This is a genomic window from Mucilaginibacter sp. KACC 22773 (assembly GCF_028736215.1).
Lineage (GTDB): Bacteria > Bacteroidota > Bacteroidia > Sphingobacteriales > Sphingobacteriaceae > Mucilaginibacter.
In genome coordinates, this window is the sequence record NZ_CP117883.1 from 7210798 (window position 1) to 7227891 (window position 17094).

Consider the following 17094-nt stretch of genomic DNA (forward strand, 5'->3'; position numbering starts at 1 on the left):
CAATTGTAATAAGTAATGGCCCTCCAATATAACTATTAAGAGCTTATTGTTAAATAAAATAGTAAAGCAATAAGTTAAAAAGTTGAGTAAATGGTATTGCGATCAATTCACAGGAAACTTTATACTTGCCAATTGACGCCTTTATACATAAAATACCTATTTTAGGCACACAAATACCAACAGTATGCTCAACTCCCGTTTTAAAGCCATAAGGCTTATAGTTTTAATTGTGTTTGCAGGCGCTATCGGCAGCAATTTATCAGCACAAACCAAACCTGCAGCTACAACAGCAAAACCTGAAGCTGCCGCGAAAACACCAACAGCAGCAGGAATTATAGCGCCCACAACTCTTATAGAAAAGTTTTTCAGGAGTTACGATAAAGAGAGCACCACAAAAGCGATGATTGATATATTTAAAACCAATCCGCTTATTGACTCCAACAGCCTGGTTAAGCTTATTTCAAAAATAGATACTACCCGAAGCCTTATCGGCGCTTATACTGGCAAAGATCTGATCGTTCAGCGCAAAGCATCCAATAGCCTTATATTATACAGCTACCTGGTAAAACATCAAAACCAACCGCTGCGGTTTACATTTATGTTTTACAAGCCTAAAAACGAATGGGTAATTTATCGCCTGTATTTTGACGATTCGGTAAGCAGTGAGTTGGAGCAATCGGCAAAAATTACAGCTAAACCGTAGAAGCTTAAAGCAAAAAGCACAAGGCCGAAAGCGATTTGGCAAAATGTTAGCTTTTTGCTAATCGCTATACCTGTCGTTTCGCCAGGGATAGGCCGTGTTTGAATAGCCGCGATCTTCCCAGAAACCTAATTTGTTTTCGGTTAAAAACTCAATTCGTTTTATCCACTTTGAGCCCTTCCAGGCATAAAGCTGGGGTGTAATCATGCGTACCGGGCCTCCGTGTTCTATCGGCAAGGGCTGGCCCTCAAAAGTATGCACCAATAAAACATCAGGTTTAAGGGCTTCTTCCAAAGATATATTTGTGCTATACGTATCGTATCCGTAGCACATAATATGCGTGGCATTTTCTTTAGGGTGCACCAATGCTGCAATATCAAGCAGGCTTACACCCTTCCATGGCATATTTAATTTTGACCAGGTGGTTACACAATGAAAATCGGAGGTGTCTTTGGTTTGGGGTAAATCTAAAAACTGTTTCCAGGTAAGCTTAACCGGGTTGTCAACTGCGCCATCAATAGTCAGCCTCCATTTTTCGGTTGGTATATTGGGTTGGTACCCCAAATCAAGCACAGGCCATTTAACAGTAACCGTTTGACCTATGGGGATAGCCGGCATGCCATGCCTGTTTGGTGCGCCGGTACCGCGGGGTTTGTCGTCGGCTACCGATGGGGTAAGCTTCATCTTTTCCTCAAACCGGGCTTTAAGCTTCATGCGGGCCTCAATAATACGATCGAGTTTTTCTGGTTCGTCCATAGTTGTAGTGTTTACTAAAGATAGCGAAAAGCCCAAAAGGTTCAACAAAAAAAGAAAGGCCTTTAGCATATTGCTAAAAGCCTTTTGATATGATGTAAGGCAAACCTTTTGCCTTTGACCTTTCTCCTTTAACCTTAAACTACGGTTCCTTCTTTCAGTTTCTCGGCATTTTCTGCAAACTGTAAAGCTTCCATTATCTCCTGTAAGTCGCCGTTTAATACGCCGGGCAGGTTGTATATGGTAAGCCCGATGCGGTGCTCTGTTAAGCGGCCCTGCGGGTAGTTGTAGGTACGTACCTTGGCCGACCTGTCGCCGGTTGATACCATGGTTTTGCGCTTTTTGGATGTTTCTTCCAGGTGCTTTTGCAGCTCCATTTCGTACACGCGTGAGCGTAATACCTGTAATGCTTTATCGTAGTTTTTTAATTGCGATTTTTGGTCCTGGCACTGCGCCACAATACCGGTAGGCAAGTGGGTTAACCTTACGGCCGAGTAGGTAGTATTTACCGATTGACCGCCCGGGCCCGATGCGCAGAACAAATCCTTGCGGATATCGCTAACCTGCAGGTCGATATCAAACTCATCAACCTCGGGCAATACCACAACCGATGCGGCCGAAGTGTGTACCCTGCCCTGGGTTTCAGTATCAGGAACGCGTTGAACCCGATGTACGCCCGATTCATATTTTAGGGTACCGTAGGCGTCTTCGGCTATTACGTTAAATACAATTTCCTTGTAGCCGCCGCTGGTGCCTTCGGTATAATCAACCAGTTCGGTTTTCCAGCCGCGTTTTTCGCAATAGCGCATGTACATGCGGTAAAGGTCGCCGGCAAATAAAGCAGCTTCGTCGCCACCGGTACCGCCACGAATTTCTACCATTGCGTTTTTGCTATCTTCAGGATCTTTAGGGATCAGCATCAGGCGGATGGATTCTTCCATCTCTTCCTGTTTGCCCAATAACTCATCCAGTTCCATTTTGGCCATTTCACGAAACTCTTCGTCTTTTTCGGTAGCCAAAATCTCTTTATTGCTATCAATATTGCTCATAATGTTACGGTATATGTTATACTCGTCAACAATTTTAGCAAGGTCTTTATATTCTTTATTCAGCTGGGCATAGCGTTTCATATCCTGCATTACTTCAGGATTGCTTAATTCGCCTTCAACGGTTTTCCAGCGTTGAAATATCAGTTCTAATTTCTCTAACATATTCGGTGTATTCAAAAGCTAATCAAAGCAGCTTTGCTTGATGATGGTCCGGCTACAAAAGGCGTTACGTTTCGGTCGGTTTACAGGCTTGCTTCAAAAAACGCACAAAAATACGTATTTTCGGGGATATATTATTTCAGCGGATTGTAAGTTGTTTTGGCCGCTATTTATGTAACTTTAATTTAAAACCTAATAAGGGTTAAAGCTGTTACTCAATAAAAAACAACCACATTATGCCACTTCCAGAAAACCCCAACCTTGATGATAACCAGGACGAAAAAGATCCAGGCAACGAATACGAACAAAACGAAGGCCAGGACACCGGTAACGAACGTTTAGATAAAGACGTTGCAGATATTGCTGCTTTAGAAGCTGCCACCCGTGCATCCGAATCGGCATTTACCTTAAATGTAGAAGACGGCTTAACGCCCGACGTTGATGAGGACGAAGAAGAATAAGCATTCGAATTACTGCAGGTGCTTCACCAATAAGATCGAATTTAAATAAGAACGAATACTTGCAGGGTGTTTAGCAATTGTATCGAATTTCACAAATTTTGATTTGGCCCCTGTTTGTGAAATTAGTGTCCTTAATTTTAAATCGCCAGGTTGGTATTCGTGCTATTTCGAAACATTCGTGAAATTAGTGTTTATATGAAAAAACTGATATTAACCGCTTTGATGGCAACTGCGTTAGCAGGCACGGTAAAAGCGCAAAATAAATTCAACGCTGCCGATTTTAAGGCAGGTCTGGGCAAAACCGGCACGTTATGCGATACCGTTTACTCGCTCAAAATAGTAAGCGATACACTTACCCTGATTAACATGGGCGGTATCTATCCGCATCAAAAATACACCATCGCCATAAAGGGGAATAAGGTGACCTTAGACCTCCCTAATATTAAACGCAAAGCGATTTGTGTTACCGGCGTTTTCGAAATGTTTAAAGATCAACCCGAAGTAGTAGTTAGCCGCGCGGAACAATTTGAAGTGCATTAGTGCAAGAATCAAGAGTTAAAAAAAAGCATGCGGAAAAAATTACCGGTTAAGCTTATTTCTTCGGTAGGCTGCAGGCGTTTGCCCGGTTTTTAATTTAAATATACGGTTAAAGGCCGCTTCTGATTGATAACCCACGTTTGCCGCTATTTGGGCCACATTGTTCTTATCCATCAGTAACAACTTTTGAGCTTGCCTTATGCGCCAGTTGGTAAGGTAGCTTAGCGGCGTTTCGTACACTAATTTTTTAAATTGGTTAAAGAAAACGGACCGCGACATCCCCACCTCCTGTGCAAGAGAATCCAGCGTCCAATTGTTTTGAGGCGAGTCCTGCATTAGTGTCAGCGCCTTGCTGATCCTCGGGTTGTTTAATGCCGAAAGAAAACCACTTTGGGGCGCGTCCTGTTCTAAATACGCCCTGATGATATTCACGAACATAATTTCGGATAAGCACTTTAGCATTACCCTGCTCCCCGGTTTTTCGTTATTGAGTTCGTTCAGCATTAACTGTGCAACCTGCTTTACCAGCAGTTGATTTTCGGTTACATATTGCCTGATATGGATAACCGCCGGCAAATCTTTTAAAAAGGGATGTAGGGCCCGGTAATCAAATTCAAAATGGCCCGCTATTAGGGTGGTTACATCGCCCCCTGTATTAAAAACAGGTATACCCGCTCTGCGGGCCTTCACAAATTCCGGCGACGGGATACGCAAACTTGTAGGTTTATCGGCTATCCAATGGGCGCTGCCATGAGGCACAAATACAAGGTCGCCTTCGTCCATTTCTATGATACGGCCGTCGGGTGTGCCAATGCTGCAACTGCCGCTCACCAACCGCCAGAATTGCGAATTATCGTCTTTAATAATATCCAGCCCCCATGGGGCCGAAAGCGGGATTTTGCTGTAAACAACACTCCGCAGGCTGGTTGCATCTAATATTGTACTTAAAGCGTCCATTGTAAATTGATACGATTAAGCAAATATATAGCACTATTTAATACTTTTAGTATTATTCGGCGGGTTAATTTTGTATTATCAAAATCAGAAAAAAATGACAACACAGGAATTAGCGGATTGCTACAATGAACTTTTTCAACAACGGAAAGTAACAGAAATTTACCAACAGTTGTATAGTGCCGACATTGTTTGTACCGAACCGGAACACGCTTTGGCAATGGGCGTGCCCACCATTACTATGGGTATTGAGGCTGTTTTGGCAAAATCAAAAGCCAGGCAGGAACTTATAGCCGAAGTACACAGCTTTTTTTGCAGCCGGCCGGTGGTGGGCGGCAACTTTTTTAGCACGGCCATGGGCCGGGATATGACGCTGAAAAATGGCCAAAGGCTACAATTAGCAGAGATAGCCGTTTTTGGTGTAAAAGACGATAAGATAATAACCGAAACGTTTTTCTATTAAATCGCCATATTATCCGCGCCAGGCCGCCAGCCACATTTGAGTTTTAAATAAAAAAGGGATGTCTCAAACTAATGAAACATCCCTTTTTTATTTTTTATTCTGTGTTGATTCTTGGCTCTTCTTAATATTCTGTCTTGATTCTTGACTCTAACCTCTTGAATCTATTTTTAAAACTCTTTATATAAACCAAAAATGGCCTGTCCCTCGGTCATAGCCTGGTTAGTAACCGTACGGCCAAGTACCAGCGTACGGTCGGTATAAGTGATTTTTGGCCCGGCGGAGTTAACATAATTAGCTTTCAGGAACAGGCCCCATCCTGCGCCGGTATTTAAGCGGATAGCCGCGCTGCCTCCGTAGGCAAAAGCAAATTTTGTTGAACTGTGTTGCAAAAACTCGCCGCTTTGCGCGTCAACACCCTGTATCTGCACAGCAACGGTAGGTGTGGCAATGCTTTTGATGGCACCGGCTGATGCCCTGAAGTCGAACGAAAATGCATGCCATACAACGGTGTATTGTGGGCCTAATAATATGTTAAGGCTGCGGTAGCGTTTGTTGGCAGTAACTATCGATCCATCGGCTACGTAGCTATCTGTATAACCCTGCGAAATCTTTTGATCGTCATCATAAACAAGGTTACCCTGGTCCTGGTAAGTTACGGTATATCCCAATGCTGCGCGCTTGAAAAAGTAATGTGCACCATCTAAAGAATATACTAAACCCTTTTTTGCAAAACCCGATTTGTTGTTGCTGTAATCAGTTGATTTAAAATCGCCATAAGGCCTCGACTGGCCAAATCCCAGGCTTAAATAACTTTTAGATTTTTCGGAAACCGTTTCGTCATCCTGCACATCCTGCGCCTTTGATTTAAATGCCATCAGCATAAAAAAAGCTGCAGCCAATAATGTAAAAGTTTGTTTCATGTTGTAATAGTCCTAATAAAATAAATCTGGTTTGCCAAAACCTTGCTTATTTGGTTTAGCAAACGCCTAAAAAAATGCATTATTATCGCTAACGGCGCTTATGTTAAAAAAACAGGCCTCAGCAGATAATATACATGCCATATCTGCGCAAACGCGGTTAAGGCAACGGCTACAGTCGCTTTTAGTTACAGGGCGCTAATATAGCTTGCCCCGGTCAATTAAACAGCAGCAAAGGGCAAAATTAACAACTTTTAACCTTTAATGGCCTAAATCATTTGTGCCCGTGTTGTGCAAATTACTATCTTTAGTTCCCTGTAATTTAAATGGAGATGAAAAGAACACCCTGCTTACTTGCATTAGCTGTTTTATTTTACAGCTATTCCCACGCGCAACAAATGACTATTAAAACACTACCATACCCCAAAACAAAAAAGGTTGATACCGTTGATACATACTTTGGTACCCCGGTGCCCGACCCCTACCGCTGGCTGGAAAACGACCAGGCTCCGGATACAAAGGCCTGGGTAAAAGAAGAAAATAAAGTTACACAGGATTACCTGAAACAGATACCCTATCGTGAAGACATCCGCAAACGCCTTGAAACATTGTGGAATTACGAGAAATACAGCGCTCCATTTAAAGAGGGACAGTACACTTATTTTTATAAAAACGACGGCCTGCAAAGCCAGGCGGTTTTATACAGGCAAATTGGCGATAGCGGCAAGCCCGAGGTGTTTTTAGATCCCAATAAATTTTCGGCCGATGGAACTACATCTTTACAGGGTATCGATTTTACCAAAGACGGCGACCTGGCGGCCTACCAGATCTCGGAAGGCGGATCAGACTGGCGCAAGGTTATTGTGATAAAAACCAGCGACAAAAGTGTGGTTGGCGATACCCTTATCGATGTAAAATTTAGCGGCCTTGCCTGGAAAGGTACCGATGGCTTTTATTACAGCAGCTATGATAAGCCTAAAGCCGGCAGCCAGCTGTCGGGCTTAACGCAGTACCATAAATTATTTTACCACAAACTGGGCACGCCGCAAAGTACCGATAAGCTGATATTTGGAGGCGAAAAAACCAAACGCCGTTACATTGGCGCTTACCTTACCGAAGACGAACGCTTTTTGGTGATAACCGCAGCCACATCAACCACCGGCAATGAGTTGTACATCCAGGATTTGAGTAAGGCCGGTAGCCCTATAGTTACCGTTGTTGATAATTTTGACAACCAGCACAGTGTATTGGACAATGTGGGCAGCAAGCTGTATATCCTAACCAACATTTATTCGCCAAATTTTAAAATAGTTACCGTTGATGCCGCAACGCCCGGCATAACCCATTGGAAAGATTTGATACCCGAAACCAAAAATGTGTTATCAGCCAGTACCGCCGGGGGCAAAATTTTTGCCGAATACCTTAAAGATGCCACCTCTTTTGTGCAACAGTACAGCATGGATGGCAAGCTGGAACGAACCATCACCCTCCCATCAGTTGGAACTGCGGGTGGCTTTGCCGCCAAAAAAGAAGAAAAGGAAACCTATTATACTTTTACCAGCTACATATACCCGCCAACTATTTTTAAGCTGGATATAGCCACCGGGCAATCAAGTATTTACAAAAAATCGGGCGTGCAGTTTGATCCCGAACAGTACGAATCGAAACAGGTGTTTTACGCGTCGAAGGATAAAACCAAAATCCCGATGATTATCACCTATAAAAAAGGTATGGTGCTAAATGGCCAGAACCCTTTAATGTTATATGCCTACGGCGGTTTCGGAGTGAGTTTAACACCGGCATTCAGCACATCGAACATTATACTTTTAGAACATGGCGGCATTTACGCTGTGCCAAATTTGCGCGGCGGCGGCGAGTACGGCGAAACCTGGCATAAAAAGGGTATCAAAATGAAAAAACAAAACGTTTTTGACGATTTTATTGCCGCTGCCGAATACCTTATAAAAAACAAATACACGTCTAAAGAGCACCTGGCGGTATCCGGCGGTTCAAATGGAGGCCTGCTCATCGGCGCAATGCTTACCCAGCGGCCTGATTTGTTTAAGGTAGCATTCCCGGCCGTAGGCGTTATGGATATGCTGCGTTACAATAAGTTTACAGCCGGAGCGGGCTGGAGCTATGATTATGGCACAGCAGAAGATTCGAAGGAAATGTTTGAATACCTGTACAAATACTCGCCATACCATGCCCTTACACCGCGTGAATACCCGGCAACAATGGTTACCACAGCCGACCATGACGACCGCGTTGTACCTGCTCATTCCTTTAAGTTTGGTTCGCGGCTACAGGAGTACCAAAAAGGCGCCGAGCCGGTACTTATTCGCATTGAAACCAACGCCGGTCATGGCGCAGGCCAATCCACCGCCCAGGTAATAAGCGGCCAGGTTGATAAATGGGCCTTTATGTTTTGGAATATGGGGGTTCATTAGTTCACTTGTTCATTGGTTTATTGGTGAAGAGTTTGATATGAAAAGCATTTTAGTTGTTGGGTAACATGAATAGATTTGGTTTAGCTTTTGTATTAATTTTAACAGGCATTACATGCGCGTTTGCGCAGGATAAAAAGCCCAACCTTAACATTATATTTATTGGTAACAGTATAACACAGGGCGTTCAGCTGGCTACGCCTGAAGATGCCCCGCCGGCAACAACTATTGCGTATCTGCGCCAACAAAAAAACTTTGGCACCGTTGAGTTTAGCAACCAGGGCCATAGCGGCTACACCACCCTTGATTTTTTACCTGGTACCAACACCTTCACCAAAGTGGAAGAAGCAGCCGGTGCATTTACTGATAAAAACGCGTTACTGATATTTTCGGTTAAGCTGGGTACTAATGATAGCGCCATCCAGGGGCCGCATGGTGCGCCTGTATCTGCGGGCGATTACATCCAGAATGTAAAAACCATTATCGATAAATTGCTTGCAGATTTCCCGGCGGCTGTCGTTATATTGCAGCACCCCATCTGGTACAGCCCTAACACCCAAAACGGGGCAAAATACCTGCAGGAGGGGCTATCGAGATTGCAAAGTTATGCGCCTAAATTAGATAGCCTTACCCAAAGCTACGCCACCATTAACCCTAAACACGTTTTTACCGGCGATAAAAAAGCATTCAAATATTTTAAGAAACATCACCTTACGCTGCTGATACCCGAAAATGGCAGGCAAGGTATATTTTACCTGCATCCCAATAAAGCGGGAGCCATCGTTCTGGGCGAATTTTGGGGCAAGGCGATTGAAAAAGTAGTACGGAAAAACTTTGAGGAATAGGTATGATAAAAAAGGTTTCGCGGAAGTCTCTCTTTACCGGCTGCCTTTTACCTTTCACCCTTAACCTTTCCCCTATTTGTTAACAATCTTTTTTTGAATTGTAAGGCTATTCTCTCAACTTCGCAGTCCGAAATTTGATGTATGATATCGCATTCTAAAAAAATAGCTTCAGAGCTTTCCATATCCGAAAAACAGGTAAGTGCAACAATGGCATTACTTGATGAAGGAGCAACAGTACCATTTATTTCCCGTTACCGTAAAGAGGTTACCGGCACGCTGGATGAAGTTCAGGTGGCCGAGATACGCGACCGCGCCCAACAACTGCGCGACCTGGATAAACGCCGGGAAGCTATCCTGAAATCGCTTACCGATATGGGCAAACTAACGCCCGAACTGGAAAAACAAATAAACGAAGCCGAAACCATGGTTTCGCTGGAGGATATCTACCTGCCCTACCGCCCCAAACGCAAAACCCGCGCTACCGCGGCCCGCGAGAAAGGTTTACAACCCCTGGCCGATTTGCTGCTGGAACAACGCAAAGCCGATGTGCAAACAGAGGCCGCTATTTTTATTGATGCCGAAAGAGGCGTTAGCAGCATTGAGGAAGCATTGGCGGGCGCAAGGGACATTATTGCCGAAACCATTAGCGAAAATGCTGAAGTACGTACCCGCATCCGCGAGCTTTTTATAGAGAAAGGCACTTTTCAATCAAAAGTGATTGATGGTAAAGAGTTGGAAGGCATTAAGTATAAAGATTATTTTGACTGGACTGAACCGGTAAAGTCGGCCCCATCGCATCGCATATTGGCCATGCGCCGCGGCGAAAAAGAGGAAATTCTTTGGCTGGATATAAAACCGGCCGAAGAAGAAGCTATTGCTGCGCTGGAAGACAGCTTTGTGAAGGCTAACAATCCGTCTGCCGACCAGGTGAGACAAGCCATTGCCGATGGCTACAAACGCCTGCTGAAGCCATCAATGGAAACAGAGGTACGCCTGTTTACCAAAAAGAAAGCCGATGAAGAAGCTATCCGCGTATTTGCCGAAAATGCCCGTCAGTTGCTTTTAAGCGCTCCGCTTGGCCAAAAGCGGGTTATGGCTATCGACCCTGGTTTCCGCACCGGCTGTAAGCTGGTTTGTTTGGATGAACAGGGTAAATTATTGGAGAATACCGCCATTTACCCACACACCGGGGCCGGACAGGCGCGCGAGGCAGAGAAGACCATTCAGCATTTATTTGATAGGTATAAGATTGAAGCCATTGCCATAGGCAACGGTACTGCCGGTCGTGAAACCGAATTATTTGTTCGTAACCTTAACCTGCCCGGCGTTGCTATTGTAATGGTGAACGAAAGTGGTGCTTCTATCTACTCCGCATCCGATGTAGCCAGGGAAGAGTTTCCGGATAAAGATATTACCGTAAGGGGCGCCGTATCTATAGGCCGCCGTTTGATGGATCCGTTGGCCGAGTTGGTAAAAATCGACCCAAAATCAATTGGTGTAGGCCAATACCAGCACGATGTGGACCAGAACAAGCTGCAAACCTCGCTGGATGATACCGTAATGAGTTGCGTAAATGCGGTTGGCGTAGAGCTGAACACGGCATCAAAACAAATTTTAGCCTACGTGTCGGGCCTGGGTCCGCAGCTGGCGCAAAACATTGTGGATTACCGCGATCAGCACGGGGCTTTTAAACGCCGCGATCAGCTTAAAAAAGTGCCCCGCCTGGGCGAAAAAGCATTTGAACAAGCGGCAGGTTTCCTGCGCATCCACCATGCCGAAAACCCGCTGGATTCGAGCGCGGTACACCCCGAGCGATATAGCTTGCTGGAGCAAATTGCTAAGGACATGAAGTGCACCGTGAAAGATTTGATGGGCGATGCCGCCATCCGCAGAAGTATTCCGCTGCAAAAGTACACGTCGGAAACGGTAGGCCTACCCACGCTGAACGATATCATGGCCGAACTGGCCAAACCAGGCCGCGACCCGCGTGAACAGTTTGAAGCCTTTAGCTTTACCGATGGTGTAAATGCAATTGGCGACCTTAAAGTGGGCATGAAGCTGCCCGGCATTGTCACTAACATAACCAACTTTGGCGCCTTTGTTGATATCGGCGTGCACCAGGATGGGTTGGTACACCTGAGCCAGATTACTAACCGATTTATTAAAGATCCTAACGAAGTATTGAAAGTTCACCAGAAAGTAGAGGTAACCGTAACCGAGGTTGATGTTAACCGCAAGCGGATTGCCTTATCGATGAAAGAAAACGATAAAAGCGAGCCAACCGCAAGACGGAATGATGACAGAAGGCCTGCCGGCGGAAACAACAAACCCAATTTCAACAGGAAACCACAGGAAGCGCCCGAGACAGACATCGCCATAAAACTGGCGGCATTAAAAAATAAATTTATGTAAAGCAGTCCTCCTTTTTGCCGTTTCGCGATGGCAAAAAGGGCTTGTAAGGCAAAAAACAGTAGAGGGAGCTGCTACGAGTAGCCATCAGCGAGTTTGCCGTGTTTGAACTAACCGGTCTATGGCACTTCAGTTCAAGAACTTAGCGATGGCTGGTAAATGTGTTATCCACAATTAAGCGTATAACGTCATCAATTTCGGCACTAACAGTGAACAGGTGCTGGATAATCTGTTCGTTTTCGGGGTTAAAAAAGTTTTCTTTATCCATAATGCTGATCAGGCCCATCATGCTGGCCACGGGCCGCCTTATTTCATGCGAGCTGAGCGAGGCGATATTCCGTAAGCGTTCGTTTTGATCAATCAGTTCCTGTTCAATTTTAAGGCGCCGGGTAATATCGCGGGCAAAACAACCAACGCCAATGATATCGCCCTGCTGCGTATAAATGGGGTTAAAGCTTACCTCAAAATATAGCGGCGTTGTAGTTTCCCGGTCTATGCTTTCATTAGTGATGGTGTATTGTTCGCCAAGTAAGGCCCGCGAGTAATAATCAATCCACTTCTTGTGTATCTCTTCGCTATATCCTTTATTGAGGTATGAATGCTCCCCTGCCATAGGTTCAACGCCGGTTAAATGTGTTGTCTCCCTGATGTAGGCATCATTCATATATACATAGCGCATCTCCCTATCAACCGACCAAATGTGGTCATGCGTGTTGTTTATCAGGGCCTCCAGGCTTGTTTTTGTCCAATGAGCTTCTTCCTGGGCCCGGCGCTCATCACTAATATCTTTAATGTATATGGTAATGCCTTCAGCAGATGGGTAGGCCGATGTGCTTAGCCATCTGTCAATCGGTTCAAAATATTCGGTAAACTTTACGCTCTCGCGCTTTTCAATCATCTCATAATATGCCTTACCAAAGCCCGAATCCATAATTTCGGGATATACATCCCAAATTACATTGCCCAACATTTCCTCCCGCGGGGTATTGGTCATTTTTTCAAATGCCGAGTTTACCTTAACAAACCGCCATTCATTATCAATAATAAAAAAAGAATCGGTTATACTTTCAATAAAAGCATCCAGCTTTTCAGCGGCTTCCTTTATTTCCTGTTCAATTTTAAGTTTGGAGGTAATATCCTGGCCTATTCCCTGCACTTCGCACACCTGGCCGCTATCGTCAGTAATAGATATAAACTCCCAATCGGTATCATGAACACCGCCCCATACATCAGGTTTTTTGTGCAGTAATTTTACAATTTTGCCGGGGTTGCTCACACAGGTAACAAAGGCCTCTTCGCACAAGTGCAGTTCCTGGGGTATAGTGGTAATTGCAAAATGCTGCCCTATCAGTTCGTTTGCTTTGTAGCCAAAGGTTTTTAAAAACTGTTTGTTAACAAAACTAAAACGCCCTTTAATATCTATCCGTATCAAAAAATTAGTTTGCGAATCAATTAGCGAGCTTAAAAACTGCTCGCGGCGCCTGGCTTCATCCTGGTATTGCAGCTTGGCGGTAACATCGGTAGCAATTGATAAAATACAATTGCGCCCATTATATTTTATACCAAACCAGTTAACGTCGGCATAAATAATTTCGCCTTGTTTATTTGAATGCTTCCATATACCTGCGGGGTTGAAATCCCCGGCGCTTATCTCAAAATTCTCATTGTTACTTAAATATGTTTTTAAGCTCCCGATTTCGTCCGCCGGGCGGATATCACTTAGTGTCAATAATAAAAACTCATCTTCGGTGTAGCCGTAATGCACCGTAGCAGCATGGTTAACTTTTACAAAGCGTAGTGTTTGTATATCAACAATCCACACCGGGTTGGAGTTTTTGTAAAACAAATCGCTAAAAAGGCTATCTTCTGTGGCATCGCTGGTGGTAAGCTGCGTTTTTACGCTAATTGTGCTTACTAAAAATTTATGATTGGTAGCCTCGTCAACTACCAGGCTCTTTTTATCAATAATGGCCCTGGTTGTGTTTTGCGGTGTGTTTATAAGGTAATTTAGTTCAACATATTCATTTATACCCAGGCTGGCAACCGCAGTTTCCATGTCTTCTCGCTGCGTTTCGCTTATCATGTCCGGCCATACCCTGTTGTTGCCAAGCAGTTGGGAAGCGGTAATTCCTAAAATATTAATTATAGCGGGGCTAATGAAAAGGTATCTCTCTTCATCGGTATCAAAAATAATTATACAATCGGTTGTGGGAGCGGTGATGTTAATTGGCATGCTTGATTTGGTCCCGGCTTATTGTATAAAGTTAAAACATTTATATTAAAGTAATTAACTATCCATTCAATAATTTATCGGCAACATCCTGCCAGTTGTTTACCCTTTCAAAACCATCAACCAATACATTATGCGGCGATGTATACAACAGTTTGCGCCCTTTAAAAGTTACAAAGTTTTTAATGCGGTCGTCAATCATAATATCAACATCCAGTATTTTGTGTCCGCAAAAAATAATGTTCGTCCATGATATAAAAGGGAAGTGCTCCTCAAGCCAGGCCTGTTTATCCTCCAGCGAATACTTAAACTCCATAGCCGCCGATGCTATGTATACATCGTAATGTTCCATAAGTGCTTTTACTACCTGCTGGCTGCCGGGCATTACTTTAATGTCCCTGAAAAATCCGCGCTCGTTAACATATGCCCTTACCGTACTGCTCAGGTGCTGAGGTAAAGCCTGCCCAATTTCCATGCCGTGCATATCGGCCAATATTACTTCATGCTGGTGGCGTTGTTTATAAAGTTCAATAAATTTATCAATGGTATCTGCCAATACCTCGTCCATATCAATGGCGATGCGTGGTTTCCGGGTGATGCTCATGCCGGTAATTTGCAAATTTTAAAGTGTAAAATCAATTGTGCAATAATAATATTCAGCAGCCTAATGCCGCTGCCTGCATGTTGCTGATTGGCAGTAATTTGCCCTCATTCGTGTCATTCGAAATAATTCGTGCAATTCGTGTTTTTTTCTTCATAATAATTTATACCTTTGCATCCCCGCAGAAAGTACTCCGGGGACATGTTGAATACATAAAATAAAGAAATGGCAACTAAAATCAGACTGCAAAGACACGGTAAAAAAGGAAAACCTTTTTACTACATCGTAGTAGCAGATGCCCGCGCACCACGCGACGGTCGTTTTATTGAGCGTTTAGGTTCATACAACCCAAACACCAACCCTGCAACTATAGAAATTAATTTCGACAAAACTTTAGAATGGGTTAACACAGGTGCCCAGCCTACCGATACTTGTCGTGCTATCCTTTCATACAAAGGTGTGCTGTACAAAAAACACTTAGAAGGTGGCGTTAAAAAAGGCGCTTTAACTGAAGAACAAGCTGCAGAAAAATTTGCGGCCTGGACTGATGCTAAAGAAGGCAAAATCACCGGTAAAAAAACCAGCTTAGTAGTTGCAAAAGACGAAGCCCGTAAATTGGCTTTGGCTGCAGAGGCTAAAAAGAAGGAAGAAAAAGCTGCTGCAATAGCTGCTAAAAATGCTCCTGTTGCCGAAGAAGTTGCTGCTGAAGAAGCTCCGGCTGAAGACGCAGAATAATTTTTAAGCGAGAATCAAGAATTAAGAGTCAGGAATCAAGACAGCTGCAAAAGCTTCGATAATGATTTTGACCCGATGATCAACAATGGCGAAGCGAAAACTTCGCCATTGTTATTTAACACCGTTTTTATGAAAACCGAAGATTGTTTCAGGGTTGGCAGTATACTGAAAACCAAAGGCCTTAAGGGCGAAATGCAGATATATGTAGATTTTGATAGCCTGGATGGTATTAAATTCGACGCCCTTTTTATTGATATGGCTGGCAAAATGATCCCTTATTTCGTACAATCTATCAAGTACCTGCAAAAAAGCAATGCCTATTTGTTTTTGGAGGATGTGGATACCATTGAAAAAGCAAGCCTACTTGTAAAACGCGACCTGTACCTACCCAACAAACTGAAGCCTAAAAAGAAAAAAGCCGAATTTACTCTGAACGATGTAGAAGGTTTTATGGCCATCGACGAAACCCACGGCGAGCTTGGCGAAATAATCCAGGTACAAGAGTATCCGCAGCAACTGATAGCCACCGTTATGTTTAAAGGTAAAGAGGTGCTTTTCCCGCTGAATGTGGAGATTATTAAAGGTATTGATATAGATGCCAGCGAAATTTATATCGATTTGCCCGAGGGATTGCTTGATGTTTATCTGGAGGGATAGGTTTTAAGTATCAAACTAAGGAATATAACGTTAAGCCTGCTTTATGCGGCTTTTTTATTGAAATAAAATACCAGTTTTATTAGTGCCTATTTCGGGTGAGGTACATTTATTTGTCATTTTTAATGAATTTCACAACTGAAGCTCCAAAAGCAAAGCCGCCCATACTATAAAAGAAAGCCCTAAAGTGTACAGTCTTCACAATGAAGTCTAAATATAAAGCTATTGATGTAAAGAGTATACTTAATAATAGTAAAATCCATTTTGATTTGTTCATTGTGAGCGGTTTATGACACTAATATACAAAAACATTGTCTCCCAAATTCTTGAATCCCCGGACGTTTTCCACAATTATTCGATAACAATATGTAAAAACGCAGACTTAAAAAGTTTTTCGAACAACCTGTCACTCCTCTTTTCAGCATTTCGCGAATTTTTGCGGCATAACTTTTCTCATGTATGTTCCGCATTCTTAAAAAAAAGTCAAATTTATTTGACATTTGTAAAGTTTGTTTTACATTTGGTAAATCAAGCTTTACTACAATGAAACCTTTATTCTTATTTCCTTATTGGGGGCGCTACCTTGGCTATTTCCTGGTGGTTGTACATGTTCCTATTGTGTTATATAAAAAACAATTAATGGGAATGCATGGGGATGGCATGGCTGATGGTATTTTTAACGGCCGGCACCTGTTTTTTATGTCGACAACTTTACTGATGGCCATTGGCTTATTTATCGCGGCTTTCTCTAAAGAGAAAATTGAGGACGAGCAGATAGTGCGGCTCCGGCTCGATTCGTTACAATGGTCGGTTTATGTTAACTTTTTGTTTTTGATCGTCAGCCTTGTTTTTTCTACAGATACCGAGCATATTTTGTTTTTAAATTTACTGGTGCCCCTTGTATTCTTTATTATCCGTTTCAGGTGGAAAATTTTCCAGAATAACCGTTTAATTAAGGAATAGCTATGAAAAACAACATACGGGTGGAGCGCGCTATCAAAAACATAACCCAGGCCGATTTGGCCCAGGCTATCGGGGTATCGCGCCAAACTATTAATACCATCGAGAGCAACCGCTACGTGCCATCAACGGTGCTGGCCTTAAAAATAGCCCGCGTATTTGGCAAACCGGTTGAAGAGGTTTTTACCTTGGATGAAGAAGATTAATTAAATCACATAAT

The 17094-nt window shown here is 43.5% G+C and carries 17 protein-coding genes; 11 read left to right on the top strand and 6 right to left on the bottom strand.

Annotated features, from left to right (window positions below; all coding sequences use genetic code 11):
- Positions 1-184 precede the first annotated feature (184 nt).
- Positions 185-703, top strand: coding sequence for a hypothetical protein (locus PQ469_RS29860; protein WP_274210923.1), 519 nt, complete (start codon positions 185-187; stop codon positions 701-703).
- 57 nt (positions 704-760) lie between these two features.
- On the opposite strand, the gene PQ469_RS29865 is transcribed toward PQ469_RS29860, so the two are convergent.
- Both PQ469_RS29865 and prfA read right to left on the bottom strand, forming a co-directional pair.
- Complete coding sequence (locus PQ469_RS29865; protein WP_274210924.1) at positions 761-1456, bottom strand: molybdopterin-dependent oxidoreductase; 696 nt, start codon at positions 1454-1456, stop codon at positions 761-763.
- Between the two features lie 134 nt (positions 1457-1590).
- Positions 1591-2664: a peptide chain release factor 1 gene (gene prfA / locus PQ469_RS29870; protein WP_090651454.1), complete on the bottom strand. Its 1074-nt coding sequence runs from the start codon at positions 2662-2664 to the stop codon at positions 1591-1593.
- Between the two features lie 233 nt (positions 2665-2897).
- Here prfA and PQ469_RS29875 point away from each other — a divergent pair, with 233 nt between their 5' ends.
- Positions 2898-3122: a hypothetical protein gene (locus PQ469_RS29875; RefSeq protein WP_274210926.1), complete on the top strand. Its 225-nt coding sequence runs from the start codon at positions 2898-2900 to the stop codon at positions 3120-3122.
- Positions 3123-3317: 195 nt separating this feature from the next.
- Positions 3318-3662 (top strand): hypothetical protein, encoded by a 345-nt coding sequence (locus PQ469_RS29880; RefSeq protein ID WP_274210927.1) that lies wholly within the window; start codon positions 3318-3320, stop codon positions 3660-3662.
- Between the two features lie 39 nt (positions 3663-3701).
- Here the strand turns inward: PQ469_RS29880 and PQ469_RS29885 are convergent, their stop codons facing one another.
- Positions 3702-4616: an AraC family transcriptional regulator gene (locus PQ469_RS29885; RefSeq protein WP_274210928.1), complete on the bottom strand. Its 915-nt coding sequence runs from the start codon at positions 4614-4616 to the stop codon at positions 3702-3704.
- Between the two features lie 94 nt (positions 4617-4710).
- Here PQ469_RS29885 and PQ469_RS29890 point away from each other — a divergent pair, with 94 nt between their 5' ends.
- On the top strand, positions 4711-5076 hold the full coding sequence (locus PQ469_RS29890) for a SnoaL-like domain-containing protein (RefSeq protein WP_274210929.1): 366 nt from the start codon (positions 4711-4713) through the stop codon (positions 5074-5076).
- A gap of 167 nt (positions 5077-5243) precedes the next feature.
- Here the strand turns inward: PQ469_RS29890 and PQ469_RS29895 are convergent, their stop codons facing one another.
- Complete coding sequence (locus PQ469_RS29895) at positions 5244-5996, bottom strand: hypothetical protein (RefSeq protein WP_274210930.1); 753 nt, start codon at positions 5994-5996, stop codon at positions 5244-5246.
- 329 nt (positions 5997-6325) lie between these two features.
- Here PQ469_RS29895 and PQ469_RS29900 point away from each other — a divergent pair, with 329 nt between their 5' ends.
- The 3 genes from PQ469_RS29900 to PQ469_RS29910 all read left to right on the top strand — a co-directional run bounded on the left by PQ469_RS29900 (position 6326) and on the right by PQ469_RS29910 (position 11697).
- Positions 6326-8443, top strand: coding sequence for a prolyl oligopeptidase family serine peptidase (locus tag PQ469_RS29900; protein WP_274210931.1), 2118 nt, complete (start codon positions 6326-6328; stop codon positions 8441-8443).
- A 65-nt stretch (positions 8444-8508) separates the two neighbouring features.
- Positions 8509-9285, top strand: a complete 777-nt coding sequence (locus tag PQ469_RS29905; RefSeq protein WP_274210932.1) for a GDSL-type esterase/lipase family protein — start codon at positions 8509-8511, stop codon at positions 9283-9285.
- A 141-nt stretch (positions 9286-9426) separates the two neighbouring features.
- Positions 9427-11697 carry a Tex family protein gene (locus PQ469_RS29910; protein WP_274210934.1) on the top strand — a complete coding sequence of 757 codons (2271 nt, stop codon included), beginning with the start codon at positions 9427-9429 and terminating at the stop codon, positions 11695-11697.
- Between the two features lie 139 nt (positions 11698-11836).
- Here the strand turns inward: PQ469_RS29910 and PQ469_RS29915 are convergent, their stop codons facing one another.
- Both PQ469_RS29915 and PQ469_RS29920 read right to left on the bottom strand, forming a co-directional pair.
- Complete coding sequence (locus PQ469_RS29915) at positions 11837-13927, bottom strand: PAS domain S-box protein (RefSeq protein WP_274210935.1); 2091 nt, start codon at positions 13925-13927, stop codon at positions 11837-11839.
- A 58-nt stretch (positions 13928-13985) separates the two neighbouring features.
- On the bottom strand, positions 13986-14528 hold the full coding sequence (locus PQ469_RS29920; RefSeq protein WP_274210936.1) for a 5' nucleotidase, NT5C type: 543 nt from the start codon (positions 14526-14528) through the stop codon (positions 13986-13988).
- Positions 14529-14750: 222 nt separating this feature from the next.
- On the opposite strand from PQ469_RS29920, the gene PQ469_RS29925 reads away from it, so the two are divergent.
- The 4 genes from PQ469_RS29925 to PQ469_RS29940 all read left to right on the top strand — a co-directional run bounded on the left by PQ469_RS29925 (position 14751) and on the right by PQ469_RS29940 (position 17080).
- Positions 14751-15260 (top strand): 30S ribosomal protein S16, encoded by a 510-nt coding sequence (locus tag PQ469_RS29925; RefSeq protein WP_090651464.1) that lies wholly within the window; start codon positions 14751-14753, stop codon positions 15258-15260.
- A 129-nt stretch (positions 15261-15389) separates the two neighbouring features.
- Complete coding sequence (rimM, locus tag PQ469_RS29930; protein WP_274210938.1) at positions 15390-15917, top strand: ribosome maturation factor RimM; 528 nt, start codon at positions 15390-15392, stop codon at positions 15915-15917.
- Positions 15918-16457: 540 nt separating this feature from the next.
- Entirely contained in the window at positions 16458-16877 is a 420-nt protein-coding gene (locus PQ469_RS29935; RefSeq protein ID WP_090651465.1) for a hypothetical protein, read from the top strand.
- A 2-nt stretch (positions 16878-16879) separates the two neighbouring features.
- Positions 16880-17080, top strand: a complete 201-nt coding sequence (locus tag PQ469_RS29940; protein WP_090651466.1) for a helix-turn-helix transcriptional regulator — start codon at positions 16880-16882, stop codon at positions 17078-17080.
- The last annotated feature ends 14 nt before the right edge of the window (positions 17081-17094 follow it).

Bases quoted from the DNA above. Each gene is read 5' to 3' on its own strand.
- PQ469_RS29860 (WP_274210923.1), top strand. From the start codon at position 185: ATGCTCAACTCCCGTTTTAAAGCCATAAGGCTTATAGTTTTAATTGTG.
- PQ469_RS29865 (WP_274210924.1), bottom strand. From the start codon at position 1,456: ATGGACGAACCAGAAAAACTCGATCGTATTATTGAGGCCCGCATGAAG.
- prfA (WP_090651454.1), bottom strand. From the start codon at position 2,664: ATGTTAGAGAAATTAGAACTGATATTTCAACGCTGGAAAACCGTTGAA.
- PQ469_RS29875 (WP_274210926.1), top strand. From the start codon at position 2,898: ATGCCACTTCCAGAAAACCCCAACCTTGATGATAACCAGGACGAAAAA.
- PQ469_RS29880 (WP_274210927.1), top strand. From the start codon at position 3,318: ATGAAAAAACTGATATTAACCGCTTTGATGGCAACTGCGTTAGCAGGC.
- PQ469_RS29885 (WP_274210928.1), bottom strand. From the start codon at position 4,616: ATGGACGCTTTAAGTACAATATTAGATGCAACCAGCCTGCGGAGTGTT.
- PQ469_RS29890 (WP_274210929.1), top strand. From the start codon at position 4,711: ATGACAACACAGGAATTAGCGGATTGCTACAATGAACTTTTTCAACAA.
- PQ469_RS29895 (WP_274210930.1), bottom strand. From the start codon at position 5,996: ATGAAACAAACTTTTACATTATTGGCTGCAGCTTTTTTTATGCTGATG.
- PQ469_RS29900 (WP_274210931.1), top strand. From the start codon at position 6,326: ATGAAAAGAACACCCTGCTTACTTGCATTAGCTGTTTTATTTTACAGC.
- PQ469_RS29905 (WP_274210932.1), top strand. From the start codon at position 8,509: ATGAATAGATTTGGTTTAGCTTTTGTATTAATTTTAACAGGCATTACA.
- PQ469_RS29910 (WP_274210934.1), top strand. From the start codon at position 9,427: ATGATATCGCATTCTAAAAAAATAGCTTCAGAGCTTTCCATATCCGAA.
- PQ469_RS29915 (WP_274210935.1), bottom strand. From the start codon at position 13,927: ATGCCAATTAACATCACCGCTCCCACAACCGATTGTATAATTATTTTT.
- PQ469_RS29920 (WP_274210936.1), bottom strand. From the start codon at position 14,528: ATGAGCATCACCCGGAAACCACGCATCGCCATTGATATGGACGAGGTA.
- PQ469_RS29925 (WP_090651464.1), top strand. From the start codon at position 14,751: ATGGCAACTAAAATCAGACTGCAAAGACACGGTAAAAAAGGAAAACCT.
- rimM (WP_274210938.1), top strand. From the start codon at position 15,390: ATGAAAACCGAAGATTGTTTCAGGGTTGGCAGTATACTGAAAACCAAA.
- PQ469_RS29935 (WP_090651465.1), top strand. From the start codon at position 16,458: ATGAAACCTTTATTCTTATTTCCTTATTGGGGGCGCTACCTTGGCTAT.
- PQ469_RS29940 (WP_090651466.1), top strand. From the start codon at position 16,880: ATGAAAAACAACATACGGGTGGAGCGCGCTATCAAAAACATAACCCAG.